21 protein-coding genes are annotated in these 24,146 nt (G+C 45.2%); all 21 read right to left on the reverse strand.

Annotation, left to right across the window (positions count from 1 at the left end):
- Positions 1–45: 45 nt before the first annotated feature.
- A complete protein-coding gene (locus MHB63_20360; protein MEK3808887.1) occupies positions 46–303 on the reverse strand; it encodes a YlmC/YmxH family sporulation protein in 258 nt (85 codons plus the stop codon).
- A 77-nt stretch (positions 304–380) separates the two neighbouring features.
- Positions 381–1,619 carry a pitrilysin family protein gene (locus tag MHB63_20365; protein MEK3808888.1) on the reverse strand — a complete coding sequence of 413 codons (1,239 nt, stop codon included), beginning with the start codon at positions 1,617–1,619 and terminating at the stop codon, positions 381–383.
- Between the two features lie 54 nt (positions 1,620–1,673).
- The gene (locus MHB63_20370; protein MEK3808889.1) at positions 1,674–2,633 is read right to left on the reverse strand and encodes a polysaccharide deacetylase family protein; all 960 of its coding nucleotides are present in this window, start codon (positions 2,631–2,633) and stop codon (positions 1,674–1,676) included.
- Between the two features lie 379 nt (positions 2,634–3,012).
- Positions 3,013–5,130 (reverse strand): polyribonucleotide nucleotidyltransferase, encoded by a 2,118-nt coding sequence (gene pnp, locus MHB63_20375; GenBank protein ID MEK3808890.1) that lies wholly within the window; start codon positions 5,128–5,130, stop codon positions 3,013–3,015.
- A 174-nt stretch (positions 5,131–5,304) separates the two neighbouring features.
- Positions 5,305–5,574: a 30S ribosomal protein S15 gene (gene rpsO, locus MHB63_20380; protein MEK3808891.1), complete on the reverse strand. Its 270-nt coding sequence runs from the start codon at positions 5,572–5,574 to the stop codon at positions 5,305–5,307.
- A gap of 124 nt (positions 5,575–5,698) precedes the next feature.
- Positions 5,699–6,649 carry a bifunctional riboflavin kinase/FAD synthetase gene (gene ribF, locus MHB63_20385; protein MEK3808892.1) on the reverse strand — a complete coding sequence of 317 codons (951 nt, stop codon included), beginning with the start codon at positions 6,647–6,649 and terminating at the stop codon, positions 5,699–5,701.
- Between the two features lie 36 nt (positions 6,650–6,685).
- The gene (gene truB / locus MHB63_20390) at positions 6,686–7,597 is read right to left on the reverse strand and encodes a tRNA pseudouridine(55) synthase TruB (GenBank protein ID MEK3808893.1); all 912 of its coding nucleotides are present in this window, start codon (positions 7,595–7,597) and stop codon (positions 6,686–6,688) included.
- 65 nt (positions 7,598–7,662) lie between these two features.
- On the reverse strand, positions 7,663–8,019 hold the full coding sequence (gene rbfA, locus MHB63_20395) for a 30S ribosome-binding factor RbfA (GenBank protein MEK3808894.1): 357 nt from the start codon (positions 8,017–8,019) through the stop codon (positions 7,663–7,665).
- A gap of 19 nt (positions 8,020–8,038) precedes the next feature.
- A complete protein-coding gene (locus MHB63_20400) occupies positions 8,039–8,317 on the reverse strand; it encodes a DUF503 family protein (protein MEK3808895.1) in 279 nt (92 codons plus the stop codon).
- Entirely contained in the window at positions 8,314–10,488 is a 2,175-nt protein-coding gene (gene infB / locus MHB63_20405) for a translation initiation factor IF-2 (GenBank protein ID MEK3808896.1), read from the reverse strand. The genes MHB63_20400 and infB overlap by 4 nt, the downstream gene beginning before the upstream one ends.
- Before the next feature lie 18 nt (positions 10,489–10,506).
- Positions 10,507–10,809: a YlxQ family RNA-binding protein gene (locus MHB63_20410; GenBank protein MEK3808897.1), complete on the reverse strand. Its 303-nt coding sequence runs from the start codon at positions 10,807–10,809 to the stop codon at positions 10,507–10,509.
- The gene (locus MHB63_20415) at positions 10,809–11,084 is read right to left on the reverse strand and encodes a YlxR family protein (GenBank protein MEK3808898.1); all 276 of its coding nucleotides are present in this window, start codon (positions 11,082–11,084) and stop codon (positions 10,809–10,811) included. The genes MHB63_20410 and MHB63_20415 overlap by 1 nt, the downstream gene beginning before the upstream one ends.
- A gap of 13 nt (positions 11,085–11,097) precedes the next feature.
- On the reverse strand, positions 11,098–12,231 hold the full coding sequence (gene nusA, locus MHB63_20420) for a transcription termination factor NusA (protein ID MEK3808899.1): 1,134 nt from the start codon (positions 12,229–12,231) through the stop codon (positions 11,098–11,100).
- Between the two features lie 69 nt (positions 12,232–12,300).
- Positions 12,301–12,774: a ribosome maturation factor RimP gene (gene rimP, locus MHB63_20425; GenBank protein ID MEK3808900.1), complete on the reverse strand. Its 474-nt coding sequence runs from the start codon at positions 12,772–12,774 to the stop codon at positions 12,301–12,303.
- Between the two features lie 312 nt (positions 12,775–13,086).
- Entirely contained in the window at positions 13,087–17,394 is a 4,308-nt protein-coding gene (locus MHB63_20430) for a PolC-type DNA polymerase III (GenBank protein ID MEK3808901.1), read from the reverse strand.
- A 130-nt stretch (positions 17,395–17,524) separates the two neighbouring features.
- Complete coding sequence (locus MHB63_20435; protein MEK3808902.1) at positions 17,525–19,228, reverse strand: proline--tRNA ligase; 1,704 nt, start codon at positions 19,226–19,228, stop codon at positions 17,525–17,527.
- A gap of 57 nt (positions 19,229–19,285) precedes the next feature.
- Positions 19,286–20,548 carry an RIP metalloprotease RseP gene (gene rseP / locus MHB63_20440; GenBank protein ID MEK3808903.1) on the reverse strand — a complete coding sequence of 421 codons (1,263 nt, stop codon included), beginning with the start codon at positions 20,546–20,548 and terminating at the stop codon, positions 19,286–19,288.
- A 15-nt stretch (positions 20,549–20,563) separates the two neighbouring features.
- A complete protein-coding gene (gene dxr, locus MHB63_20445) occupies positions 20,564–21,709 on the reverse strand; it encodes a 1-deoxy-D-xylulose-5-phosphate reductoisomerase (protein MEK3808904.1) in 1,146 nt (381 codons plus the stop codon).
- A 122-nt stretch (positions 21,710–21,831) separates the two neighbouring features.
- Positions 21,832–22,605 (reverse strand): isoprenyl transferase, encoded by a 774-nt coding sequence (locus MHB63_20450; protein ID MEK3808905.1) that lies wholly within the window; start codon positions 22,603–22,605, stop codon positions 21,832–21,834.
- Between the two features lie 130 nt (positions 22,606–22,735).
- Positions 22,736–23,293 (reverse strand): ribosome recycling factor, encoded by a 558-nt coding sequence (gene frr / locus MHB63_20455; protein ID MEK3808906.1) that lies wholly within the window; start codon positions 23,291–23,293, stop codon positions 22,736–22,738.
- 2 nt (positions 23,294–23,295) lie between these two features.
- Positions 23,296–24,018 (reverse strand): UMP kinase, encoded by a 723-nt coding sequence (gene pyrH / locus MHB63_20460; protein ID MEK3808907.1) that lies wholly within the window; start codon positions 24,016–24,018, stop codon positions 23,296–23,298.
- Between the last annotated feature and the right edge of the window lie 128 nt (positions 24,019–24,146).

Below are 24,146 nucleotides of genomic sequence, written 5' to 3' on the forward strand. Positions count from 1 at the left end.
TGGCGGCCTGAACGCATAAAAAAAAGCGATCTGCAGCGATCGCTTTTACTCAAGAAGCTTAATCTGATGATCTTCTATGTCCAGAATGATCATATCTGAGCCAATCTTTTTAATGTGGGTCCACGGAACTCTTATTTCGTCACCTTGTTTTCTGAATCCGAACCATTTTACAGACGGAATCACAAGGGCGGTTATTTGTCCGGTTTTTTCATTGATTTCAAGATCGGTCTGCCCCAGAATGCCGAGTCTTTCCGCCCTCTTAACATCGACGATCTCTTTTCCGCTCAGCTCGCTCAGTCTCATGTTCAGGAAGCCCCCTTTTTAACATATATATCCCCGCACACAAAAAAAAGACCTGCTTTAAAGGCAGGTCCGGGAAGTTAACGAAGAGAAGACGGAAGCTTTCCGTCAGGGCTTATGAGCGCAACGGAATACTCATCTGTAAACAGCTGTTTTGCAAGAGCATTTACGTTATCAGCTGTTACTTCATTAATTTTTTCAATCATTTCATCCAAGCTTCTGTGGCGTCCGAGAAGGAGCTCGTTTTTGCCGTTTCGGCTCATGCGGCTGTTTGTGCTTTCAAGACTGAGCATGAGGTTGCCCTTCATCTGCTCTATGCTGTTTGTCAGCTCTTTTTGCGTAATGCCGTCTCTTTTAAGGACCTCAAGCGTTTCCTGAATGGTTTCAAACAGGACGTCAAGCTGCGCCCGGCCCGTGCCTCCATAAATGGTCAGCATTCCATTATCCTGATAGGATGAATGGTATGAGAACACGGAGTATGCGAGACCTTTTTGCTCTCTTACATCCTGGAAGAGTCTCGAGCTCATGCTGCCTCCAAGCACGTTGTTCAGCACGATCAGGTCATAAATCTTTTCATGTCCGACCTGAAGACCGTCAAAACCGATGCAAAGGTGAGCCTGCTCGGTATCTTTTTTACGTGCTAGTTTCTCGGTCATAAAGGCAGGAGCTGATATTTCAGTTCCTTTTTTCGATGTTTCAAATGATCCGAACTGTTTTTCAACTTCTTTAATGAAGCTCTCAGAAATATTTCCGGCAACAGAAATGACCACATTTTCAGGAGTATAGTATTGCTCCATATAGTCTCTTAATGTGTCGCTCTCAAACTTTGCAAGGGTTTCTTCCGTTCCGAGAATCGGATATCCCAGGGGATGATTGCCGTAGGTAGCCCTGCTGAGAAGGTCGTGAACGATATCATCAGGCGTATCTTCATACATTTTAATTTCTTCATAAACGACGTTTTTCTCTTTTTTAAGTTCAATCTCATCAAAAGTGGAGTTGAAAAACATGTCAGAAAGAACTTCAAGCGCGAAATCAGAATGCTCATCAAGCACTTTGGCGTAATAACAGGTGTATTCTTTAGAAGTAAAAGCGTTTACCTGCCCGCCGATGCTGTCAAAGGATTCAGCAATTTCCCGTGCTGATCTTGTTTTTGTCCCTTTAAAGAACATGTGCTCCAGAAAGTGTGAAATGCCGTTGTTTTTTTCATTTTCATTTCTTGATCCCGTGCCGATCCAAACCCCTATTGCAACTGATCTCACATGGGGAATATTTTCGAGCACAACTCTTACGCCGTTTTGGCATGTATATTTTTTTATCAAGCTTGTTCCTCCTATCAATGCTTCCAAGGATCCGCATTATGCACTCCTCTGTCATCATTCCGGTGCCGGCATCCGCTTTTCGTCCATCAGCATCGTTACATTTCCAAAACTGTAGCCCTTTTGCTTAATGGATGTGATCAGCGTTTCCAGGCTGTTTGAAGAAGATTCTGTCGGGTGCATGAGAATCATAGCCCCATTATGGACTTTTTTCATGACACGTTCAACTAAAACATTCGGCGCAGGCTTTTGCCAGTCAATCGTATCTACGGTCCAGAGGACGGTTTTCATGTTATATTCTGCGGCGGCTGCAATGGTTTCCTGCCTGAAGCTTCCGCTTGGAGGCGCAAACCAGACAGGCTGTTTTCCTGTCTGCCCTTTGATGATTTCATTAGTCCTTGCTATCTGCCTCTTCATTTCGCCTGAAGTAAGTCTGGCCATATCAGGATGGGAATAGGAATGGTTGCCGATGTCATGGCCTCCGGCTGAAATTTGTGCGACCAGGTCAGGATTCTGTTCAGCCCATTTTCCTTCGAGAAAAAAAGAAGCTTTAACCCCATGCTTTTTTAAAACGCGCAGCATGTCCGGCAAGTATTCATTTCCCCATGCAACGTTAATTAGAAAAGCAACCATCGGATTATCCGGATGGCCTCTGTAAATAGGCGCTGGAGGCAGATCGTTCAAGTGAACCCGGGGGCTGACTTGTTTATAAACAAGAAGCTTTTCATCAAAGACGCCATTTTTTTTCATTTTCCGGTACGAGGCTTCTGCATCTACAGACAGCCCGTTATAGCCCGGTGTAGCTTTCCAGACGGTATGTATGACTGCATCCTGGGCAGGCTTTTCATAGTCTTTTATTTTGGCTGCAATCGTTTCATACAATTCATCCTGCTGCTTAACAGCAGCGACGTTTTCCTGTTTCATCGTCGCTACATATGCAGACGTAAGCGGATTCTGTATGACAGCTGCTGTCAGCAGCATCAGCATGACTATCCCAAGCAAACGGAACCTCTTCATGTTTGTCTTCCCCCTTTTTACTAGAAAGTATGTATGAGGGGGACTAGGTAGACCAGAAAAGCGGAATCGCCTTGCTCAGCTCCGAAGGACAGAAAAGGATCCGATGAAAAAAGCCGGTTTTGCTTTTTACATCGGAGCCGTTCTGGCCGAGGAGCTAGGCGATGAAGCTGGACACCAGAAAAGCGGAATCGCTCGTTTAGCTCCGGGAGTCAGATAAGAATCCGGATGAAAAGTCCGGGTTTGACTTTTTAGCCGGATTTGTTCTGACAGAGGAGTTGAGCGATGGAGCTGGACAATACGAAAAGCGGAATCACGCTTTTTGGCACTTTTAAGCCAAAAAGCAAAAAGAAGCCAGACTCGATATTCTGGCTTCTACACGTTAAGAATTTTGCTTTTCTTTTTCTTTCTGTTCACGGAGAACGGCTTTTCTTGAAAGGTTGACGCGACCCTGTTTATCAATTTCAGTTACTTTGACAAGCAACTCATCACCGATTTTAACAACATCTTCAACTTTTCCGACGCGCTCTTCTGCAAGTTCAGAAATGTGTACTAAACCGTCTTTGCCATTGAAAATTTCAACGAACGCACCAAATTTTTCAACGCGTTTTACTTTACCTAAGTACAGCTGTCCTACGACTACTTCGCGGACAATGTCTTCAATAATTTGTTTCGCTTTTTGGTTCATTTCTTCGTTTGTTGAAGAGATGAAGACTGTTCCGTCTTGTTCAATGTCAATTTTCACGCCAGTTTCTTCGATGATTTTATTGATTTGTTTTCCGCTTGGTCCAATGACATCACGGATTTTATCAGGATTGATGGCCATCATCAGAATTTTTGGTGCATATGGCGAAAGCTCTGTACGCGGCTCTTTTATCGTTGCAAGCATTGACTCAAGGATTTCCATGCGGCCTTTTTTCGCCTGCAGGAGCGCTTCTTCAAGAATTTCGCGGGAAAGTCCGTCGATTTTAATATCCATTTGAAGTGCGGTAACACCTTTTGCAGTTCCAGCCACTTTAAAGTCCATGTCGCCTAAGTGATCTTCCATGCCCTGAATATCAGTAAGAACTGAATAATGATCTCCTGATTTGACAAGACCCATCGCAATACCTGCTACAGGCGCTTTAAGAGGTACACCTGCATCCATCATGGCAAGCGTGCTTGCACAGATGCTTGCCTGTGAAGTAGAACCATTTGATTCCAGAACCTCTGATACGAGACGGACTGTATAAGGGAAGTCCTTTTCTGACGGAATCACAGGTTCAAGGGCTCTTTCTCCAAGTGCCCCGTGTCCGATTTCCCGGCGTCCGGGACCGCGCATAAATCCGGTTTCCCCTACGCTGAACAGAGGGAAGTTGTAATGGTGCATAAAACGCTTCGTCTCTTCAAGGCCAAGGCCGTCAAGTATTTGAACGTCGCCAAGTGCACCTAATGTACAGATGCTCAGAGCCTGCGTCTGTCCGCGTGTAAACAGGCCGGAACCGTGTGTGCGGGAAAGCATGCCGACTTCAGAAGAAAGAGGACGGATTTCATCAACCTTACGGCCATCCGGGCGCACTTTGTCTTCTGTGATCAGGCGGCGGACTTCCTGCTTCACTAATTTAGAAAGAATCTCTTTTACCTGCTTTAAAGTGTCAGCTTCAGCTTCCTGCTCTTCGAAATGTGCAACCACTGTTTTTTTGACTTCATTGATTGCTTCTTCACGGGCATGCTTCTCCTGCACCTGAATTGCTGAAAGCAGATTTTTCTCAGCCATTTCGCGAATGCCTTTTTCAAGCTCTGCATCAAGTGTGTAAAGCTTCACTTCCGATTTTTCTTTTCCTACAGCTGCAGCAATTTCTTCCTGGAAAGCAATGAGGCGCTTAATCTCATTATGGCCGAACATGATCGCTTCAAGCATGATTTCTTCAGGCACTTCATCTGCACCTGCTTCAACCATGTTGATTGCATCCTTCGTTCCGGCAACAACGAGGTGGATATCGCTTTTATCCATTTGCTCTACTGTTGGATTAATCACAAACTGGCTGTCTACACGGCCGACTACAACGCCTGCAATCGGGCCTTCAAACGGAATGTCTGAAACCGTCAGTGCCAGAGAAGATCCGAACATGGCTGCCATTTCAGATGAGCAGTCCTGATCCACACTCATGACGATGCTGACAACCTGAACTTCATTGCGGAATCCGTCTGCAAACAGAGGACGAAGGGGACGGTCAATCAGGCGGCTTGCAAGAATCGCTTTCTCGCTCGGACGTCCTTCTCTTTTAATAAAGCCCCCCGGAATTTTACCGACAGCGTAAAGACGCTCCTCGTAGTTGACAGTCAGCGGGAAAAAGTCGACAGTCTTAGGTTCTTTTGATGCAGTTGCCGTGCTCAGTACGGCAGTATCTCCGTAGCGGATCATGGCCGCTCCATTTGCCTGCTTTGCAAGCTGGCCGACTTCAACAGTCAGTTCTCTGCCTGCCCAGTCAATGGAGAACACTTGTTTATCTTGTCCCATATAAAAATGAACTCCTCTCATCATATGTCACAACATACAGGTATGTATTATTATGAACGATTTAAATTCAACATATCAATGTTATTCCGGTATGTAAATAGATCACGTGCAAATCCTGGTATTTTTATTTTCGTACACTAAAAAAGCGGGAATTTCTCCCGCTTTTTCAAAAGATTATCGGCGTAGACCAAGCTTGTTGATCAGGTCACGATAACGAGTTACGTCATTATTGCGCAGGTACGTCAAAAGATTACGGCGTTTACCTACCATTTTCAAAAGACCGCGACGTGAATGGTGGTCTTTCTTGTGAACACGTAAATGTCCGTTAAGATTGTTAATATCCTCAGTTAGGATAGCGATTTGAACCTCTGGAGAACCAGTGTCCGTATCATGCGTTCTGTACTCAGCGATAATTTCATTCTTACGTTCTTGAGTGATTGCCATCCTATTCACCTCCTTCATTTAAAAACCCCAATTACCGAGCAAACGTTGGTGAATCGTTTTGCCAAGCAATGGTTATAAAAGTTACAAGTATTAGAATACTATTATTCGGGCCAGAAGGCAAGCATTAATCTTGCAGTTTCTGAAAAAATTGCTCAGCGGAAGCTTTATCTTTTCCGATTTGCGTAATCAGTTCGTCAATCGAACCGAATTTCTGCTCGCTCCTGATCCGTTTATACCAGAATATAGCTACATTCTTCCCATATATCGATTTATTAAACTCGAAAATATGAACTTCTATGCTGGGCTTGAGTTTTTTATCATCATAAAATGTTGGCTTGTAGCCAATGTTGCAGACTCCGTTATAGCGTTCCCCGTCGAGTTCAAACTGAACAGCGTATACACCTGTCGGGGGAATGATATAGGCATTGTCAAGCTCGATATTGGCTGTTGGAAAGCCGATTGTTCTTCCGCGCTTATCCCCGTGAATAACCGTTCCTTTTACCCTGTGCGGCCTGTTCAGAAGCGTGCAGGCATATTCAACGTCTCCGTTTCTCAGAACCTCCCTGATGAGGGTGGAACTGATTTTGCGGTCGCGGTCTGTCTGCTTGCTGATCACTGTCTGGTCAAAAGCGCTGCGCGAGTGGAACGGCATTGTTTCCATTGTGCCTTTTCCAAGTCTCCCGTAGGAGTAATCAAAGCCGGCTACCACATGTTTGACGTTCAGATTGATAATATACTGGTCAATAAACTCCTGCGGCTGCAAAGCGGCAAAAGCTTCTGAAAAATTCACGATAAAAAGATAGTCGATCTGCAGATCCTCGATCAGTTCGATTTTGTCCGAAACTGCCGTAATGGCTTCTACATGCTGCGTATTTTTTCTAAGCACCACCGAAGGATGGGGATCAAACGTCATGACCGCACTTTTCAATCCTTTTTCATCAGCCAGTTTTCTGGCAGCGGTGATGACTTCCTGATGCCCGCGGTGCACCCCGTCGAAATAGCCAAGGGCCATTGCAAGCGGTGGAAGTTCAGTACTGTTTAAAGAGTGCGGATGTGTCAGTTTAATCGTCTTCACGCCTGGTTCACCTTTTCTGTATCAGCATTCTTCACATCAGTCAATTGCAAGGACTTTGGAAGGTTTTAGGAAGTGAGGTTTTTCAGGATGCTGCCTGTAAATAGCAAGACATGTCCCGTCTTCGCCGAACACAGCAATGGATTCCGCACCGGGGTCTAAACCTGCCGGAACCTCAAGCAGTGCGCCGTTTTTCACTTTCTTTGCTAATGTATCATTTATTGAAAGTTTCGGCAAATGATTTAAAGCTGTTCCAATCGGGATCAAAAGCTCCTGCAGACGGTTTTCATCTGCCGCCTTTTCAATATCTTCAAAGGTATGGCATTGGTCAATGGTAAATGAGCCTGAGCCTGTCCGTACGAGATGGGACATGTGGGCCGGATAGCCGAGGTGTTCGCCGATCATGACAGCAAGCGTTCTCACATACGTTCCTTTAGAGCATGAAACTCTGAAGCGGAAAGAGGCTGTTTCTCCGCCGGACTGCACATTTGACAGCAATGTCATCTCATGAACGGTGATCTTTCTTGAAGGGCGCTCAATTGTCTGTCCTGCGCGTGCGTATTCATACAGCTTTTTGCCTCCGATTTTGACAGCAGAGTACATAGGCGGCACTTGATCAATCTCACCCGTCAGGCTGCTGAGGGCCTCAAGGGCCATTTCATCTGTAATCATTTCATTGACGGCTTTTTTTTCAACTATTTCACCGGACGCATCCTCTGTTTCGGTTGATATGCCGATGGTCACTTCTGCCTCATAGGTTTTTGACTCTGCCGTTAAATACTCGACGATCTTTGTTGCGCGGCCAAGACACACAGGCAAAACACCCGTTACATCCGGGTCAAGCGTGCCGGTGTGACCCACCTTTTTCGTTTTAGCAATTCTTCTCATTTTCGCGACACAGTCGTGGGATGTCATTCCTGCAGGCTTATGTATTAATAAAACACCTTCCATGGAACATGTTCCGCCTTTCTGTCTGCAGGCTAAACGAAAAGGATAGACAGATGTCTATCCTTTCTTCAGTCTTCCTGCTTGTTTTCCTGGTTGATTTCGTGAATCAGCGTTTCGATCCGGTTGCCGTAGTCAACCGATTCATCAAATTCAAAAAGAATCTCAGGTGTCTTTCTGAGCCTGATGCGCTGTCCGATTTCAGAACGGATAAACCCTTTGGCTTTTGCGAGGCCTTTTAGAGTGTTTTCTCTCTTTTCCGCGTCGCCAAGAACTGAAATATAGACTTTTGCAATTTGAAGGTCTCCCGAAACTCTAACATCAGTTACTGTTACGAAACCGATGCGCGGGTCCTTGATTTTGCGGCTGATGATCTCACCAAGTTCTTTTTTCATTTGCTCGCCGACTCTGTTTGCTCTTAAACTCATGCTTTCTTTCACCTCACCGTTAAAACCAATCAAACGAGGTTACAGTGCGCTCAATTTCCGGAAACGAATCAATCATGGCAAGAGCCTTGTGAATTTCTTTTTCCGTCTGAACTTTACTTGATGTCACGGCAGCTATACCAATCTTTGTCCTCTGCCATGTATCCTGAAAATCAATTTCTGAAACAGAGACATTCAGTCTCTGCTTCAGTCTCATTAAAACACGCTGTAAAACGGCCCGTTTGTCTTTCAGCGAGCGTGCGTCATAAATGATGCATTCGCACTCCGCATATCCAATCACTTGCGTTCGATCTCTTCCATTACGTAAGCTTCAATGACGTCTCCTTCTTTAATGTCATTGAAGTTTTTAATGGTAATACCGCACTCGTAGTTCTGTGCTACTTCTTTCACATCATCTTTGAAGCGTTTCAGGGCATCCACTTCGCCTTCAAACACGACGATGCCGTCGCGGATTACGCGGATGCTGCTGTCACGTGTGATTTTGCCGTCCGTTACATATGAACCGGCGATGGTGCCGATTTTAGAAACTTTAATCGTCTGGCGGACTTCAACCTGACCGATTACTTTTTCTTCGAATTCCGGATCAAGCATACCCTTCATGGCAGCTTCAATTTCTTCGATGACTTTATAAATGATGCGGTGAAGGCGAATGTCAACATTTTCGGCATCAGCCGTTCTCTTAGCATTTCCATCAGGGCGGACATTAAATCCGATGATGATGGCATTTGATGCAGATGCAAGGATGACATCAGATTCGGTGATCGCACCGACTCCGGTCATGATGATTTTCACTTTTACGCCTTCAACATCAATTTTATTAAGAGATGCTGCAAGTGCTTCGGCAGAACCTTGTACGTCAGCTTTAACAATCAGGTTGATATCTTTAATATCTCCCTGCTTGATTTGCTCGAACAAGTCGTCAAGGCTTAGTTTTGCGCCTTCTCTGCGCTGTTCGTCGATTTGTTTGCTCGCACGGGCTTCACCGACCTGGCGCGCTTTTTTCTCATCAGCAAATACCATGAACTGGTCGCCTGCCTGAGGAACATCGTTCAATCCGGTAATTTCTACAGGAGTTGACGGGCCGACTTCTTTCACGCGTCTTCCAAGATCATTGACCATCGCACGGACGCGTCCGTATGTGTTGCCGACTACAATGGAATCCCCGACGCGGAGTGTGCCGTTTTGGACAAGCAGAGTGGCAACAGAACCGCGGCCTTTATCAAGCTGCGCTTCAATAACCGTACCTGTTGCAGAACGGTTTGGATTTGCTTTCCACTCTTCTACTTCACTTACAAGAAGAATCATCTCAAGCAGTTCTTCAATACCGTCACCGGAAAGTGCTGACAGCGGAACAAAAATGGTATCCCCGCCCCATGCTTCAGCAACAAGACCGTATTCAGTCAGCTCCTGCATCACGCGGTCAGGATTTGCTGCTTCTTTATCCATTTTGTTGACTGCTACGATAATCGGCACTTCAGCTGCTTTTGCATGGCTGATTGCTTCAACTGTCTGAGGCATAACACCGTCGTCAGCTGCAACAACAAGAATAGTGATGTCCGTTACTTGAGCTCCGCGTGCACGCATCGTTGTAAACGCCGCATGTCCCGGTGTATCAAGGAAGGTAATTTTCTTATCGTTGACAACAACCTGGTATGCACCGATATGCTGTGTGATTCCGCCAGCCTCGCCTGCTGTTACCTTCGTGTTTCGGATCGAGTCAAGAAGCGTTGTTTTACCGTGGTCAACGTGACCCATGATCGTTACAACAGGAGGACGGATTTGAAGCTGTTCTTCCTGATCCGCAGTTTCATAGCCTTCAAATTCTGTCACGTCAAAAACGATGATTTCTTCAACTTCTACACCGTATTCACCCGCAATCAGCTCAATTGAATCTTTGTCAAGATCCTGGTTGATTGTGGCCATTACTCCAAGCATAAAGAGCTTTTTAATGATTTCTGAAGGCTCTTTATGAAGCTTTGATGCAAGTTCGCCTACTGTCAGGCTGCCAGTAAACGTAATTTTGCTCGGCAGTTCTTTTTTAGGCTGAACCGGAGCTGCTCCCTGTGGTCTGCGCTGATTGCCGCCGCGCTTATTGCCGCCGCCGGGTTTTTTTGCTTGATTGTTTGTTTTTCCTTTATTGAAAGGCTTGTTGCCGCCTTTGTTTGCTGGTTTATTTGTATTAGCTGGTTTATTTGTATTAGCTGGTTTGTTGTTAGTATTCTCTTGTTTTTGCATAGGCGTTTTGTGATCTTCCCTTTGTTTGACAGAAATTGATTTAGATGGTTCTTTTTTATCTGCCTTGTATTTTCCGTCCAGTTTAACAATAACATGATCGTCAATCGTTGACATGTGGTTGCTGACTTCTACATTCATGCTCTGCAGGGCTGTTATGACATCCTTGCTAGAGATGTTCTGTTTTTTTGCATATTCGTATACTCTCATTTTCGTCACATGGTCACCCCCAGGAAATTAATCGAGCAAGGTTTTCATTTTAGAGGCAAAGCCTGAATCGACGATTGCCACAACGACCCGGGCATCTTTGCCAATCGCCTGGCCAAGCATATGCCGGTCCGGGACCGAAACAACAGGAATACGATAATAGCTGCATTTGTCATGTACCTTTTTGGCCGTATTATCTGATGCATCCAGAGAGAGAAGAACGAGTTTCGCGCGGGACTGCCGCACTTCTTTAATGACAAGCTCTTCCCCCGAAACAATTTTTCTTGCCCGATTTGCAAGGCCCAGTAAGGACATCCATTGCTGTTTTGACATTAATGGTTCTCCTTTTCAGCCAGCTGAAGCAATTCTTCATAGATGCTGTCTTCAATTTTCACTTGCAGGTGGTTTGCGAGGACATTTTTCTTCTTCGCCTGCAAAATAGCGTCTTTATCAAGAGAGAGGTATGCTCCCCGCCCGTTTTTCTTCCCGGTGGGATCGACGGAGACTTCGCCTTCTTTTGAACGGACAATACGAACAAGTTCTTTTTTAGGTTTCATTTCTCCAGTTGCCACGCATTTGCGGAGCGGAACTTTTCTTTGATTGTTCACATTGCCTCACCTCTTACTTGTCTAGTTCGTCATCACTGAAGGAAAAAAGCGGCTCGTCATCTTCGCTGTCTTCAAGCGGGACATTTGCTCCGGCACGAGGGTAGATACCCATTTGAACAGCATCTGATTCACTCTTAATATCAATTTTCCAGTTTGTCAGTTTGGCTGCAAGGCGGGCATTCTGGCCTCTTTTTCCAATTGCGAGGGAAAGCTGGTAATCAGGCACAACAACTGTTGTCGCCTTTTCTTCCTCGTTTACATTGACGTCAAGAACTTTGGAAGGGCTTAAGGCATTGGCAACAAATTCGACCGGATCATTCGACCAGTTGACGATGTCGATTTTTTCACCCTTCAGCTCGTTTACAATCGCCTGAACACGCTGGCCTTTAGGTCCAACACATGAGCCGACTGGATCAACTTCTGAATTCTCCGAGTAAACAGAGATTTTCGAACGGTCGCCTGCTTCACGGGCTACAGATTTAATTTCAACGGTTCCGTCATAGATCTCGGGAACTTCAATTTCAAATAAACGCTTCAGCAGGCCCGGATGAGTGCGCGAAACGAAAATTTGGGGACCCTTTGTAGTTTTTTCCACTTTCGTGATAAAAACTTTAATGCGGTCATGGGGCTTGTATTTTTCGTTCGGCATTTGTTCGCTTACAGGAAGAAGCGCTTCGATTTTGCCCAGGCTGACGTAGATGAACTTGGAATCGATGCGCTGCACGATTCCTGTCATAATATCTTCTTCGCGGTCAACGAATTCAGAGTAAATGACTCCGCGTTCTGCTTCGCGCACGCGCTGAGTGACAACCTGCTTCGCCGTTTGGGCTGCTATGCGGCCGAAATCCTTTGGTGTTACTTCCATTTCCATCACATCATTTACCTGATAGCTCGGATTGACGCTTTGGGCTTCTTCAACAGAAACTTCAAGTCTTGGATCATATACTTCATCCACGACATCTTTTCTTGCAAAGACTCTCATTGATCCTGTGTCGCGGTTAAGATCCACGCGCACATTCTGCGCCTGATTGAAATTTCGTTTATAAGCCGAGATCAAAGCAGCTTCAATTGCTTCAATGATCACTTCTTTGCTGATGCCCTTTTCTTTTTCAAGGATGGTTAAGGCATCCAGTAATTCATTACTCATTTTAACGGTTTCCCCCTTATCCATATAGCAGAAATACTTGCATCCTGCTTTTCATTTCATAAAAACAAGTTAATTGAAGGTGACAGCAAGTCTTGCGCTGGCAACTTTTTCGTATGGAATCTGAATTTGTTTTTTCCGGGTCTTAATTGTGACTGTTACAACGACGTGTTCTCCGTCAAATCCAGTCAGCTCGCCTTCAAAAACTTTTGAGCCTTCGAAAGGTTCATATGTTTTGATGTACACATTTTTACCAATCGATTTTTCGAAGTCAGCTTCTTTTTTAAGCGGGCGTTCAGCACCGGGAGATGAAACTTCGAGGAAATAATTTTGTTCGATCGGATCTGTTTCATCCAGCTTTTCGCTGAGCTTTTCGCTGACAATCGCACAATGCTCAATATCAATTCCATCGCTTGAGTCTATGAATACGCGAAGAAACCATTCTTTTCCTTCTTTAACAAATTCAATATCCACTAATTCCAATGTTAATTCATCTAAAATCGGCGTCACTAGTTCGGCAACGATTTCAGTAACTTTTTTGCTCATCCCGTTCCTCCTTGTGAAATAGAAGCAAATATAGCTTTTAGCTGCTGAAAAACCCTGCTTCATATTGAGCAGGGAATGTATGTACTAAACACGCGATCCGAATGAAGAGACACAAAATATCTCTACTCAATACGAAAGAGTGGGTTTCCCCACTCTCTGCCTCTAACTATCGTTAGCATTTCCATAAAGAATATAACATAACCGGCCATTTATTGCAAATTAAAATCATAGACTGTTCAAGGTTCTGAGCCAAATTGCAAGAAAAAACCGCCGGTACGGCACCGGTAATTTTCTCCTGTTTCAGGCCGGTCATTAAAACAGCGAAAGCTGATTCTGGTCAGGGAGCGACTCCAGACATCCCTGGTTCGTCAGGTATTCAATAATCGTCTTGGATACTTTTCCCCGCTGCTGAAGGTCTTCTTTTGAAAGAAACTCCCCTTCTTCTCTTGCTTTTACAATGTTGATGGCCGCATTTGTCCCAAGTCCCGGAATTGAATTAAAAGGCGGGATGAGCGAATTGCCGTCGATCAGGAAATCTGTTGCACTTGAGCGGTAAAGGTCGACCTTCTGGAAGGAGTACCCCCGCTCGCACATTTCAAGTGCCAGTTCAAGGACAGTCAGCAAACTTTTTTCCTTAGGAGATGCTTCAAGCCCTTTCTGGTTAATCTCCTCAATTCGCGCCCTGATTGCAGCAGAACCCTTTGCCATGCTTTCTACGTCAAAATCATCTGCGCGGACGGTAAAATACGCAGAATAATAAAGAAGCGCATGATGGACTTTAAAGTAGGCGATGCGGACTGCCATTAATACATAGGCAGCTGCGTGGGCCTTCGGGAACATATATTTGATTTTCAGGCAGGACCCAATGTACCAGTCAGGCACATTATTTTTTTTCATCTCTTCAACCATATCAGGCGTCAGGCCTTTTCCTTTACGGACAGATTCCATAATTTTAAAGGCGAATGATGGCTCAAGCCCCTGATAAATCAAATAAACCATAATATCATCACGGCATCCGATTACCTCACTCAGAGTGCATGTATTGTCATGGATCAGCTCCTGCGCATTGCCGAGCCATACATCTGTTCCATGAGAAAGGCCGGATATCTGGACAAGCTCTGAGAAGGTTGTCGGTTTCGTATCTTCAAGCATCTGTCGGACAAATCTCGTTCCGAATTCGGGAATGCCGAGGGTGCCGGTTTTGCACATGATCTGCTCTTCTGTTACGCCGAGTGATTCTGTCCCGCTGAAGATCTTCATAACTTCTTTGTCGTCTGTCGGAATCGTTTTGGGATCTATTCCGCTCAGGTCCTGAAGCATCCTGATGACCGTCGGATCATCGTGTCCGAGGATATCGAGCTTCAGAAGATTATCGTGAATGGAATGGAAGTCGAAGTGAGTTGTTTTCCATTCCGCACCGGTGGCATCTGCCGGAAACTGAATCGGCGAAAAATCATAAATGTCCATATAGTCAGGAACGACGATAATACCGCCCGGATGCTGCCCCGTGCTTCGTTTTACACCTGTGCAGCCCTGCACGAGACGGTCAACTTCTGCATTTCTGAGCATGAGGTTGTTATCTCCCGCATATCCCTTGACATAGCCGTAAGCCGTTTTCTCTGCCACGGTGCCGATTGTTCCTGCACGGTATACATTATCTTCGCCGAACAATTCTTTTGTGTAGTTGTGGGCTCTTGGCTGGTATTCTCCCGAAAAGTTCAAATCGATATCAGGAACCTTATCTCCTTTAAATCCAAGGAACGTTTCAAACGGGATGTCATGGCCGTCTTTATGGTATTTTGCCCCGCATTCCGGGCAATCCTTGTTCGGAAGGTCAAAACCCGATCCGACAGATCCGTCGTTGAAAAATTCCGAGTGCTTGCAGTCGGGGCATACATAATGCGGCGGCAGAGGATTCACTTCGGTAATCTCTGTCATCGTTGCAACGAGCGACGATCCGACGGAACCCCGGGATCCTACTAGATAGCCGTCATCAAGCGACTTTTTAACAAGCTTATGGGAAATGAGGTAAATAACCGCAAATCCATGGCCGATGATGCTCTTTAGTTCTTTTTCAAGTCTTGCTTCCACAATTTCCGGGAGATTGTCCCCGTATATGCTTCTCGCCATCCCGTAGCTCATATCGCGGATTTCCTGGTCAGCACCTTCGATTTTTGGCGTATACAGGTCGTCCTTGATCGGTTTAATGTCATCGATCATAGCCGAAACTTTATGAGTGTTGTCAATGACAATTTCACGGGCTTTTTCTTTTCCGAGAAAATCAAAGCAGTCAAGCATCTCGTTCGTTGAACGGAAATGCACATTCGGAAGCTCATGGCGGTTAAGCGGATTTGCCCCGCCCTGCGAACTTACGAGGATTTTCCGGTAAATCTTGTCCTCCGGCTGGAGATAATGCACGTTTCCGGTTGCAACAACAGGCTTTTCAAGCTTTTCGCCAAGACTGACAAGATTTGAGATAATTTCTTTCAGCGCCATTTCATCCCTTATATATTCCATCTGGATTAAATGACGGTATACCTCAGGCGGCTGAACTTCGATGTAGTCATAAAATGCTGCAATGTCTTCCACTTCTTCAGGGGATTTTTGCATCATGCCTTCGAATACTTCACCGCGGTCGCATGCCGATCCGACAATGATCCCTTCCCGGTGTTTGACAAGCTGTGATCTCGGGATGCGCGCAACTCTGTAAAAATAATCTATATGGGACATGGAAACGAGTTTAAACAAGTTTTTCAGTCCCGTTTCATTCTGGGCAAGAAGAATGGCATGATACGGACGAGCCCGCTGGTAAGCATTGCCCTGGCCCATATTGTCATTCAGCTGCAGGTGATTTTCAATTCCCTTTTCAGCTGCATCCTTGAGCATGCGCAAAAGAAGATATCCGGTTGCTTCAGCATCATAAATCGCGCGGTGATGCTGGGTAAGCTCAATGTCGAATCTCTTGGCAAGTGTATTCAGCCTGTGGCTTTTCATCTCGGGATAAAGGAAGCGTCCAAGTTCAAGCGTATCTATGACTGGGTTTGCAGCCTTCCCGCTGCCAAGCAGCTTTTTGTAGCCTACATTCAAAAAGCCCATATCAAAGCTTGCATTGTGCGCAACGAGTATGTCGTCCCCGGTCCACTCTTTAAACCGGCGAAGCACTTCATCCACATCCGGGGCGTTTGCCACCATATCATCGGTGATTCCCGTCAAATCAATCGTTGTAGCCGACAGCCGGTGATGGGGATTGGCGAATGACTCAAACCGGTCAATGATTTCACCGTCTCTGATTTTCACGGCAGCCAGTTCAATAATCGTGTCATAAACAGCGGAAAGACCTGTCGTCTCAACGTCAAATACAACATAGGTCGCTTCAGGCAAAAAGCGGTCCTGCGGGTTGTAGGCAATCGGAACTCCGTCATCCACCAGATTGATTTCCACACCGTAAAGAATCTTGATGCCGTTTTTCTTTCCTGCCGAATAGGCTTCAGGAAAAGACTGCGCCACTGCATGATCTGTAATTGCAATTGCCGGGTGGCCCCACTTTTTAGCCTGTCCAACAAGGGAGCCGACTGATGACACGGCATCCATCTGGCTCATCGGACTGTGAAGATGAAGTTCGATCCGCTTTTCTTCCGAAGTATCCTGTCTGACTTCCGGTTTGATCTCATTGATATCATTTGCAATCATGACAAGATCTCTTACAAACGTATCGTTTTGGATGCTTCCGCGCACTTTCACCCACATGCCCTTTTTCAATGTTTGAAGCAGTGCCGCATCCTCTTTATCACGGGCAAACATTTTCACGAGAATGGAGTTTGTGTAGTCTGTTATTTTAAAGGTGCTGAGCGTTCTGCCGCTTCTTAGTTCTCTTGTTTCTGCATCAAACACATAGCCTTGAACGGTGATGCGGCGCTCTTCATCTTCGATTGTATCAATCTGCTTGATTTCTTCGTCATTTTTTATGGCATATCCGATCATCAGCGGACCTTGAGGAGCTTCATCCTGCTCTTTGTCTTTCTTCTCCATTTCCGTGATGGCGAGCATGACTTTTTCCTGATCCTCGAGTTTTTTCTTCTCCTGGAACTGTGCGATTTCTTCTTTCGAAATAGTCGTCACTGTATCGAATTGGAGGGACGGAAACCCGTACTGCGAAAAGCTGTCCTGAAGCAGCGGCGTATATTTTTTCTTAATGGCCATTGCTTCTGTTTCATTTTTCGTTTTAATGATCAGTTTGACCCCCTGCACTTCAGGAGTCTGTTCATTTAAAAGGGACAGCATGGGAGGAGAGATGCCCTCCAGCTCCTGAACACAAACCGACCAGTAGTCTGCAACGAGTTTATCATTGAACGACTGATCTTGGACCGTCAGCTGAAAGGTTACATCTGCAATATGAGAAAATGCTTTTGTCAGCTTTGCCTGAAAAAGGCGGTATGCATCAAATGGGAGGATTTTTTGAAAGGAAAACTGAAACTCCCATTTTTTCTGCTGTTTTAAAACAGTCAGTTTTGTAATGGCACCTTCAGAGAAAAACGGATAAACCGTATCTTCTGTCAGCCCGATTTGCTGAAGCAGAAGGTGAAATCGTTCTTTTTGAGCCTTGAGACGCTCTTCTTGCATGTCTGATTTTTCCCTCCTTGAAATTTTGTCCATCATAATTGAAGGTACCTCGCACTGAGCGGGGTACCTTGTCAATTTGTTATTCACTTACTCTATCATACCATAGATGAACTTTTGGCATCACTGGTTTTTACTTCTGAAGCAGCCTTGAAATCGTTTCATGCAGATCTGAGAGAGATACGTCCATACTCTCTCCTGTTTTCCGCTCTTTTACTTCCACGATGCCGTCTTCGGCCTGTTTTCCAACTACGATTCTGACAGGAATGCCTATCAGATCAGAGTCGGCAAATTTAACCCCTGCGCGTTCGATTCTGTCATCATAAAGAACTTCAAATCCAGCTTCTAAAAGCTCAGTATACAGTTTTTCGCCAAGAGAAGACTGCGCATCCTGTTTTGCATTTGCTGTGATCAGGTGGACTTGGAACGGCGCAACAGCAGCCGGCCAGACAATACCCTTATCGTCATTATACTGCTCAACAATAGCAGCTAATGTTCTTGAAACGCCAATGCCGTAACAGCCCATAATCATCGGCTGCGCTCTGCCGTTTTCATCAAGGAACGTCGCATTCATTGCTTCACTGTAGCGTGTTCCAAGTTTGAATACATGTCCCACTTCAATTCCTTTGGCAAACTGAATCGTTCCTTCTCCGTCCGGTGAAGCGTCTCCCTCTTCAATGAAACGAAGGTCAGCATACTGGCTGACAGCTGCGTCACGATCTAGATTAACGCCTGTATAATGATAATTTTCTTCACCTGCGCCGCAAACGCCGTTTACAACGGACTGAACCGCATGATCGGCAATAATCTCAATTGCAGAATCTGCTCCCACAGGGCCGACAAAACCTGGCAGAACTCCTGCCGCCTGCTTCGTTTCTTCAGGTGTCGCAAGTTCGACAACTGATGCCCCGTAAAGGTTTTTGATTTTTATATCGTTGATTTCGTGATCGCCGCGTGCAAGCACCATCACAAATTTTTCGTCCACTTTAAAAACAAGAGATTTAATCAGCTTCTCTTTTTCGACGTTCAGGTAATCCGCTACTTCTTCAATCGTTCTTTGATTTGGTGTTTCTGTTTTTACAAGGTCCTGCTGTTCTTCACTGCTTTTCTCATATTGAGTAATAACAGGAGCCATCTCTACATTGGCAGCATAGGACGATGTGTCTGAATAGGCAATTGTATCTTCGCCGACGTCAGACAAAACCATGAACTCATGGGTGTCTTTTCCGCCCATGGCACCAGAATCAGCAATAACTGCCCGGTAGTTCAGGCCGCAGCGTGAAAACACATTGCTGTATGCCTGAAACATCTTTTCATACACTTCATCAAGACTTTCAAACGAAGCATGGAAAGAATAGGCATCTTTCATAATGAACTCGCGGCCGCGCAGAAGTCCAAATCGGGGACGCTTTTCATCCCTGAATTTCGACTGAATCTGATACAGATTCAAAGGAAGTCTCTTATAGGACTTAACTTCGTCGCGCACAAGAGATGTAATAACCTCTTCATGTGTGGCGCCAAGTGCAAATTCACGGCTGTGCCTGTCTTTCATTCTCATAAGCTCAGGGCCGTATGTGTACCATCTGCCGGATTCCTGCCAAAGTTCTGACTGCTGGAGTGCAGGCATAAGCAGTTCGGCTGAGCCTGCACGGTTCATCTCTTCTCGTACAATCTGCTCAATTTTTTTAAGAACAATAGAGGCAAGCGGCAAATAACTGTAGATTCCGCTCGCATTTTGCCGCATGTAGCCTGCCCGGAGCAAAAGCTGGTGGCTTTTAATATCCGCATCTGCAGGCACTTCTCTTAAAGTAGGAATAAACGTCATACTCTGTTTCATCTAAAGCACCTCTATTTAAGTATTCAAAATTCGCATTTTCAGCTGTCGGCAGGCATTTTATAAAAAGAACCGCTGAATGTCATTCCACGTTACGACAAGCATCAGGAGCATCAGCAGCGCAAACCCGATAAAATGGACAACGCCCTCTTTCTGGCGGTCAATCGGTTTCCCTCTAAGCGCTTCAACAAGGAAAAAGAGCAGTCTTCCGCCGTCAAGAGCCGGAATTGGAAGAAGGTTGACGATACCGAGATTAATGCTCAGGATCGCAGCCCAGCTCATCAAATTAATGACGCCCGTTTTTGCTACTTGATCTGTCATATCATAAATGCCGACAGGGCCTGAAAGCATATCAATGGAAAACTGGCCTGTGATCAGCTTGCCAAGTCCGAGGACAATTTCTTTTGTCCAGTTAAATGTTTCTGTGACACCGTAAGTTAATGAACCGATAAACGATTTCTCTACCGGATTATAGGCTCCGATTCTGCCGATGGTTTCCTCACCGACTTTGCTCGCTTCAGGGATGACCTCGATTTCAAGATCCTGCCCGCCGCGATTCACGCTGAAGGTAAGCTCCTGTTCAGGGTTTGACTGAATAACAGATACCACCTGCTTCCAGGAAGACATCACTTTGCCCTCAATGGCCGTGATCTCATCTCCCTCTTTTAAGCCTGATTCAGCGGCAGAGCCGTCTTCTGTCAATTTTCCAAGGACAGGCTCGTCTATTGGAGCTCCCTGAATAAAACCAAGAGAGAAAAGCAGGACAAACGCAAGGATAAAGTTCATCAGCGGGCCTGCAATAATCGCAGCCGTTCTCTGGCCGAGTGTTTTTGAACCGAACTGGCGGTTAAAAGGCGCAATTTGCACTTCTGATCCATCTACGATAAAGAATGAACGCTCGCTGACATCAAAATGCTTAAGCACTTCATCTTCTTCGCCCTGTTCATACCCTGAGATGAACATTTTGTGCTCAAGGTCTGCCTGTTCGACTTCTATGACTCTTGCACGGGGGTATTTTTCTTTATTATTCAGAATAATTTTTTCAACTTGATCCTGTTTGTTAAAGAGCAGTCCGACATTATATCCGGGCTTAACCTCTATCATTTCAGGGTCTTCGCCGGCCATCCGGACAAATCCGCCCAAAGGAAGAAGTCTGATCGTATAGACCGTCTCATTTTTTGTAAAAGAAAAGATTTTCGGGCCGAATCCAATCGCAAACTCACGGCAAAGAATACCCGCACGTTTAGCTAAAACGAGATGTCCAAGCTCATGAAAGAAAACGAGCGCCCCAAAAATAACAACAAACGCCAAAACGGTATTCACGTTTCATGACCACCTTTATGAATAGAATGATTGAACAAATTCTCTTGTCTCTTTGTCCACTTCTTGAATGATATGCAGATTCGGGTCTGTTATCACACAATGTTTTGAAAGTGCCCTCTCAATCAGGTTTTCGATTTGAAGAAACTTAATTTTCCCTTTCAGAAAAGCGGCCACAGCTTCTTCATTTGCAGCGTTCAGGACAGTCGGCATCGTTCCTCCAATTTTACCTGAGTCATAAGCAAATTGTAAGCAGCGGTACCGTTCAAAATCAGCTTTTTCAAAGTGGAGCTTGCCCGCCTCCCATAAATTCAGCTGTTTTGTATCCGGCATCGGCAACCGTTCAGGATAAGACAGGGCATATTGAATCGGCACTCTCATATCAGGTGTTCCAAGCTGGGCAATGACGCTGCGGTCATGAAATTCAGCCATAGAATGGATAATGCTTTCTTTGTGCAGCAGCACATCGATCTTTTCATACGGCAAGTCAAACAGCCAGTGCGCTTCAATGACTTCAAGACCTTTGTTCATCATTGTTGCAGAGTCAATCGTGATTTTAGCTCCCATCGACCAGTTCGGATGGTTAAGGGCTTCTTCCACCGTGACATTTTCAAGGTCCTCCCGCTTTCTGTCACGGAAGCTCCCTCCGGAAGCAGTAATAATAAGCCGCTCCAAAGATTTGGGATTCTCACCCTGAAGACATTGAAAAATAGCTGAATGCTCGCTGTCTACAGGCAGGAGCTCCACATTGTATGTTTTCGCATGAGCCGTTACAAGATGTCCTGCCGTTACAAGTGTTTCTTTATTGGCAATGGCTATCGTTTTTTTGCATTCAATTGCTTTTAATGTCGGCAGAAGACCGACGCTCCCCATAACAGCATTAACCAGGATGTCTGCTTCAGGCAAAACGGCAGCTTCAATCAAGCCTTCTTCGCCAAAAGCAAAAGACACGTCCGGAAATTCACTTTTCAGCTGTGAATAGGCATCAAAGTCATTTACTGCCACTAAACGGGGCGAAAACTCAATAATTGCTTTTCTGCCTAAAGTAAGGTTGCTTCCAAATGACATGGAAACTAGCTGGAATTGTTCCGGATGAGCCTTAATGACATCAAGTGTCTGCTGTCCGATTGAACCTGTTGCACCCAATAAACTGATTCTCTTCACCATGTCACTCCCCATTCGTCTGCTGCAGATCTCTGTATATCTGGATTGTGCAAATAACGTGCGAATCTCTGCACCTCTCAAGTTATGTATAATCCCTGGATGATAAACCAGGGAGATTGCCTTTACAATCCTCCAAACCTTCTTCCTCTGTGCTGATATTCATCAATGGCTGAAAGAAGGTGATCTTCGCTGAAATCCGGCCAGAGAACATCCGTAAAGACGAATTCCGAGTAGGCAAGCTGCCATAGCATGAAGTTGCTCAGCCTGATTTCCCCGCTTGTCCGGATCAGCAAATCAGGATCTTTCATTCCGCTTGTCATTAAATAACTTGAAAACAGCTCTTCGCTTATGTCTTCAATCTTTAATTCGCCGTTTTCTGCATCTTCAACAATGCCGCGGACAGCATGAATCATCTCCGCCCGGCTTCCGTAATTCAAGGCAAAATTTAAAATAAGTCCGTTATTGGATCCTGTTTCCTCTTTTGCTTTTTGCACAGCGCGAAGCGTATGCGCCGGTATTTTGGATTCGTCGCCAATAATTCTGACCTGTACATTTTCCTCGATCAGCTCAGGCAGAAAAGTTCCTAGAAACTCTTCAGGCAGCTTCATCAGGTAATCGACTTCAGACTTTGGGCGTTTCCAGTTTTCAGTTGAAAAAGCATATAGAGTAAGAGCCTTTACACCGAGCTCATTGGAAAGCTTTGTGATTTTTCTTACTGTCTTCATGCCTTCATGGTGTCCGGCAATCCTTGGAAGTGCGCGTTTTTTGGCCCATCTCCCATTTCCGTCCATAATAATGGCAATATGTTCAGGTATTCCCCGTTTGATCAAGTCATCTTTTGAGGTAACAGACAGTTCCCGGTTAGGATTTCTCCAATTTTTCAGTTTGCCCAGCATGTGATTCCTCCATCACCCGTAACATTCTGCGGTCTCATATACTGCAGCGGTGTTAACAGTATTAACAAAAAAACCCCCTGTAAACATAAGAGGGTCTTTTGAGCACAATTCCATTGTACAGATTTTTAACTTAAACTTCCATGATTTCTTTTTCTTTATCTTTTGCAATAGCGTCAATTTTGCTGATGAACTCATCCGTCGTTTTTTGAACTTGATCATTGTTTGTGCGAAGCTCATCTTCTGTAATTTCGCCATTTTTCTCAAGCTTTTTCAAATCGTCGTTTGCGTCACGGCGCACATTGCGGACTGCAACTTTTGCTTCTTCAGCATATTTCTTTACAAGTTTAGCAAGCTCTTTGCGGCGCTCTTCAGTAAGGGCCGGAATAGCAAGCCGGATTAAAGATCCGTCGTTTGTAGGATTTAATCCAAGATCTGATTTAAGGATCGCTTTTTCGATTTCGCCGAGTACCGTTTTGTCATAAGGCTGAATCACAAGCAGTCTTGCTTCAGGTGTGTTAATAGAAGCAAGCTGGTTGACCGGTGTAGGCGCACCGTAGTAATCTACGACAATTTTATCAAGAAGAGATGCATTTGCACGGCCTGCGCGAACGGTTGAAAGCTCTCTGTTATAGGCAGATACCGCTTTTTCCATTTTATCTTTTGCTTGTGCAAGAACTTGTTTAGCCATCATTATTTCCCCCTTACAATTGTTCCGATATTTTCGCCGAGTACTGCACGTTTAATGTTGCCTTCTTCCATAACAGAGAAGACAATCAGCGGGATATCATTGTCCATGCAAAGTGATGAAGCAGTAGAATCCATCACTTCCAGACCTTCTTTCAATACGTCAAGGTAAGACAGTGTTTCGTATTTTACAGCGGCTGCGTCTTTCTTTGGATCTGCTGTATAGACGCCGTCAACGTTGTTTTTTGCCATCAGAATGACATCTGCTTCAATTTCCGCTGCCCGGAGCGCCGCTGTTGTATCAGTGGAGAAGTAAGGATTTCCCGTACCTGCAGCAAAAATGACAACTCGTTTTTTCTCAAGGTGTCTGATTGCTTTTCTTCTGATGTACGGCTCTGCAACTTGTCTCATTTCAATGGAAGTCTGAACGCGGGTCTGGATGCCGAACGTTTCAAGGCTGTCCTGCAGAGCAAGTGAATTCATCACCGTAGCAAGCATTCCCATATAGTCGGCAGTTGCACGGTCCATGCCCATTTCACTGCCGATTTTGCCGCGCCAGATGTTGCCGCCGCCTACAACTACAGCCACTTCAACACCAAGCTCTGCAATTTCTTTCACTTGCTTGGCAATGGACTGAATGACAGCAGGCTTAATGCCGAAGCTGTCCGTTCCTGCTAACGCTTCTCCGCTCAATTTAAGTACGATACGATTATATTTAGGTTTGCTCATAATGACCTCCAAGTCTTTTCGGGTAAATCGTTGCATGTAAATGATTCAAGCTGTATTCACCCCGCGGGGAAACAGGCTTTTTCAAAAAGAGGGAACACAGAAGTGTGTTCCCTGTCTTTCATTTACTC

This window comes from Bacillus sp. FSL H8-0547 (assembly GCA_038002745.1).
GTDB lineage: Bacteria > Bacillota > Bacilli > Bacillales > Bacillaceae > Bacillus_P.

What these genes read in the sequence shown, in the direction of transcription:
- rimP (MEK3808900.1), bottom strand. Translation starts at nt 12,774, where the DNA reads ATGAGCAAAAAAGTTACTGAAATCGTTGCCGAACTAGTGACGCCGATT.
- frr (MEK3808906.1), bottom strand. Translation starts at nt 23,293, where the DNA reads ATGGCTAAACAAGTTCTTGCACAAGCAAAAGATAAAATGGAAAAAGCG.
- MHB63_20360 (MEK3808887.1), bottom strand. Translation starts at nt 303, where the DNA reads ATGAGACTGAGCGAGCTGAGCGGAAAAGAGATCGTCGATGTTAAGAGG.
- MHB63_20430 (MEK3808901.1), bottom strand. Translation starts at nt 17,394, where the DNA reads ATGCAAGAAGAGCGTCTCAAGGCTCAAAAAGAACGATTTCACCTTCTG.
- MHB63_20450 (MEK3808905.1), bottom strand. Translation starts at nt 22,605, where the DNA reads ATGCTGGGCAAACTGAAAAATTGGAGAAATCCTAACCGGGAACTGTCT.
- pnp (MEK3808890.1), bottom strand. Translation starts at nt 5,130, where the DNA reads ATGGGACAAGATAAACAAGTGTTCTCCATTGACTGGGCAGGCAGAGAA.
- MHB63_20370 (MEK3808889.1), bottom strand. Translation starts at nt 2,633, where the DNA reads ATGAAGAGGTTCCGTTTGCTTGGGATAGTCATGCTGATGCTGCTGACA.
- truB (MEK3808893.1), bottom strand. Translation starts at nt 7,597, where the DNA reads ATGGAAGGTGTTTTATTAATACATAAGCCTGCAGGAATGACATCCCAC.
- MHB63_20410 (MEK3808897.1), bottom strand. Translation starts at nt 10,809, where the DNA reads ATGTCAAAACAGCAATGGATGTCCTTACTGGGCCTTGCAAATCGGGCA.
- nusA (MEK3808899.1), bottom strand. Translation starts at nt 12,231, where the DNA reads ATGAGTAATGAATTACTGGATGCCTTAACCATCCTTGAAAAAGAAAAG.
- rbfA (MEK3808894.1), bottom strand. Translation starts at nt 8,019, where the DNA reads ATGAGTTTAAGAGCAAACAGAGTCGGCGAGCAAATGAAAAAAGAACTT.
- rpsO (MEK3808891.1), bottom strand. Translation starts at nt 5,574, where the DNA reads ATGGCAATCACTCAAGAACGTAAGAATGAAATTATCGCTGAGTACAGA.
- pyrH (MEK3808907.1), bottom strand. Translation starts at nt 24,018, where the DNA reads ATGAGCAAACCTAAATATAATCGTATCGTACTTAAATTGAGCGGAGAA.
- MHB63_20435 (MEK3808902.1), bottom strand. Translation starts at nt 19,228, where the DNA reads ATGAAACAGAGTATGACGTTTATTCCTACTTTAAGAGAAGTGCCTGCA.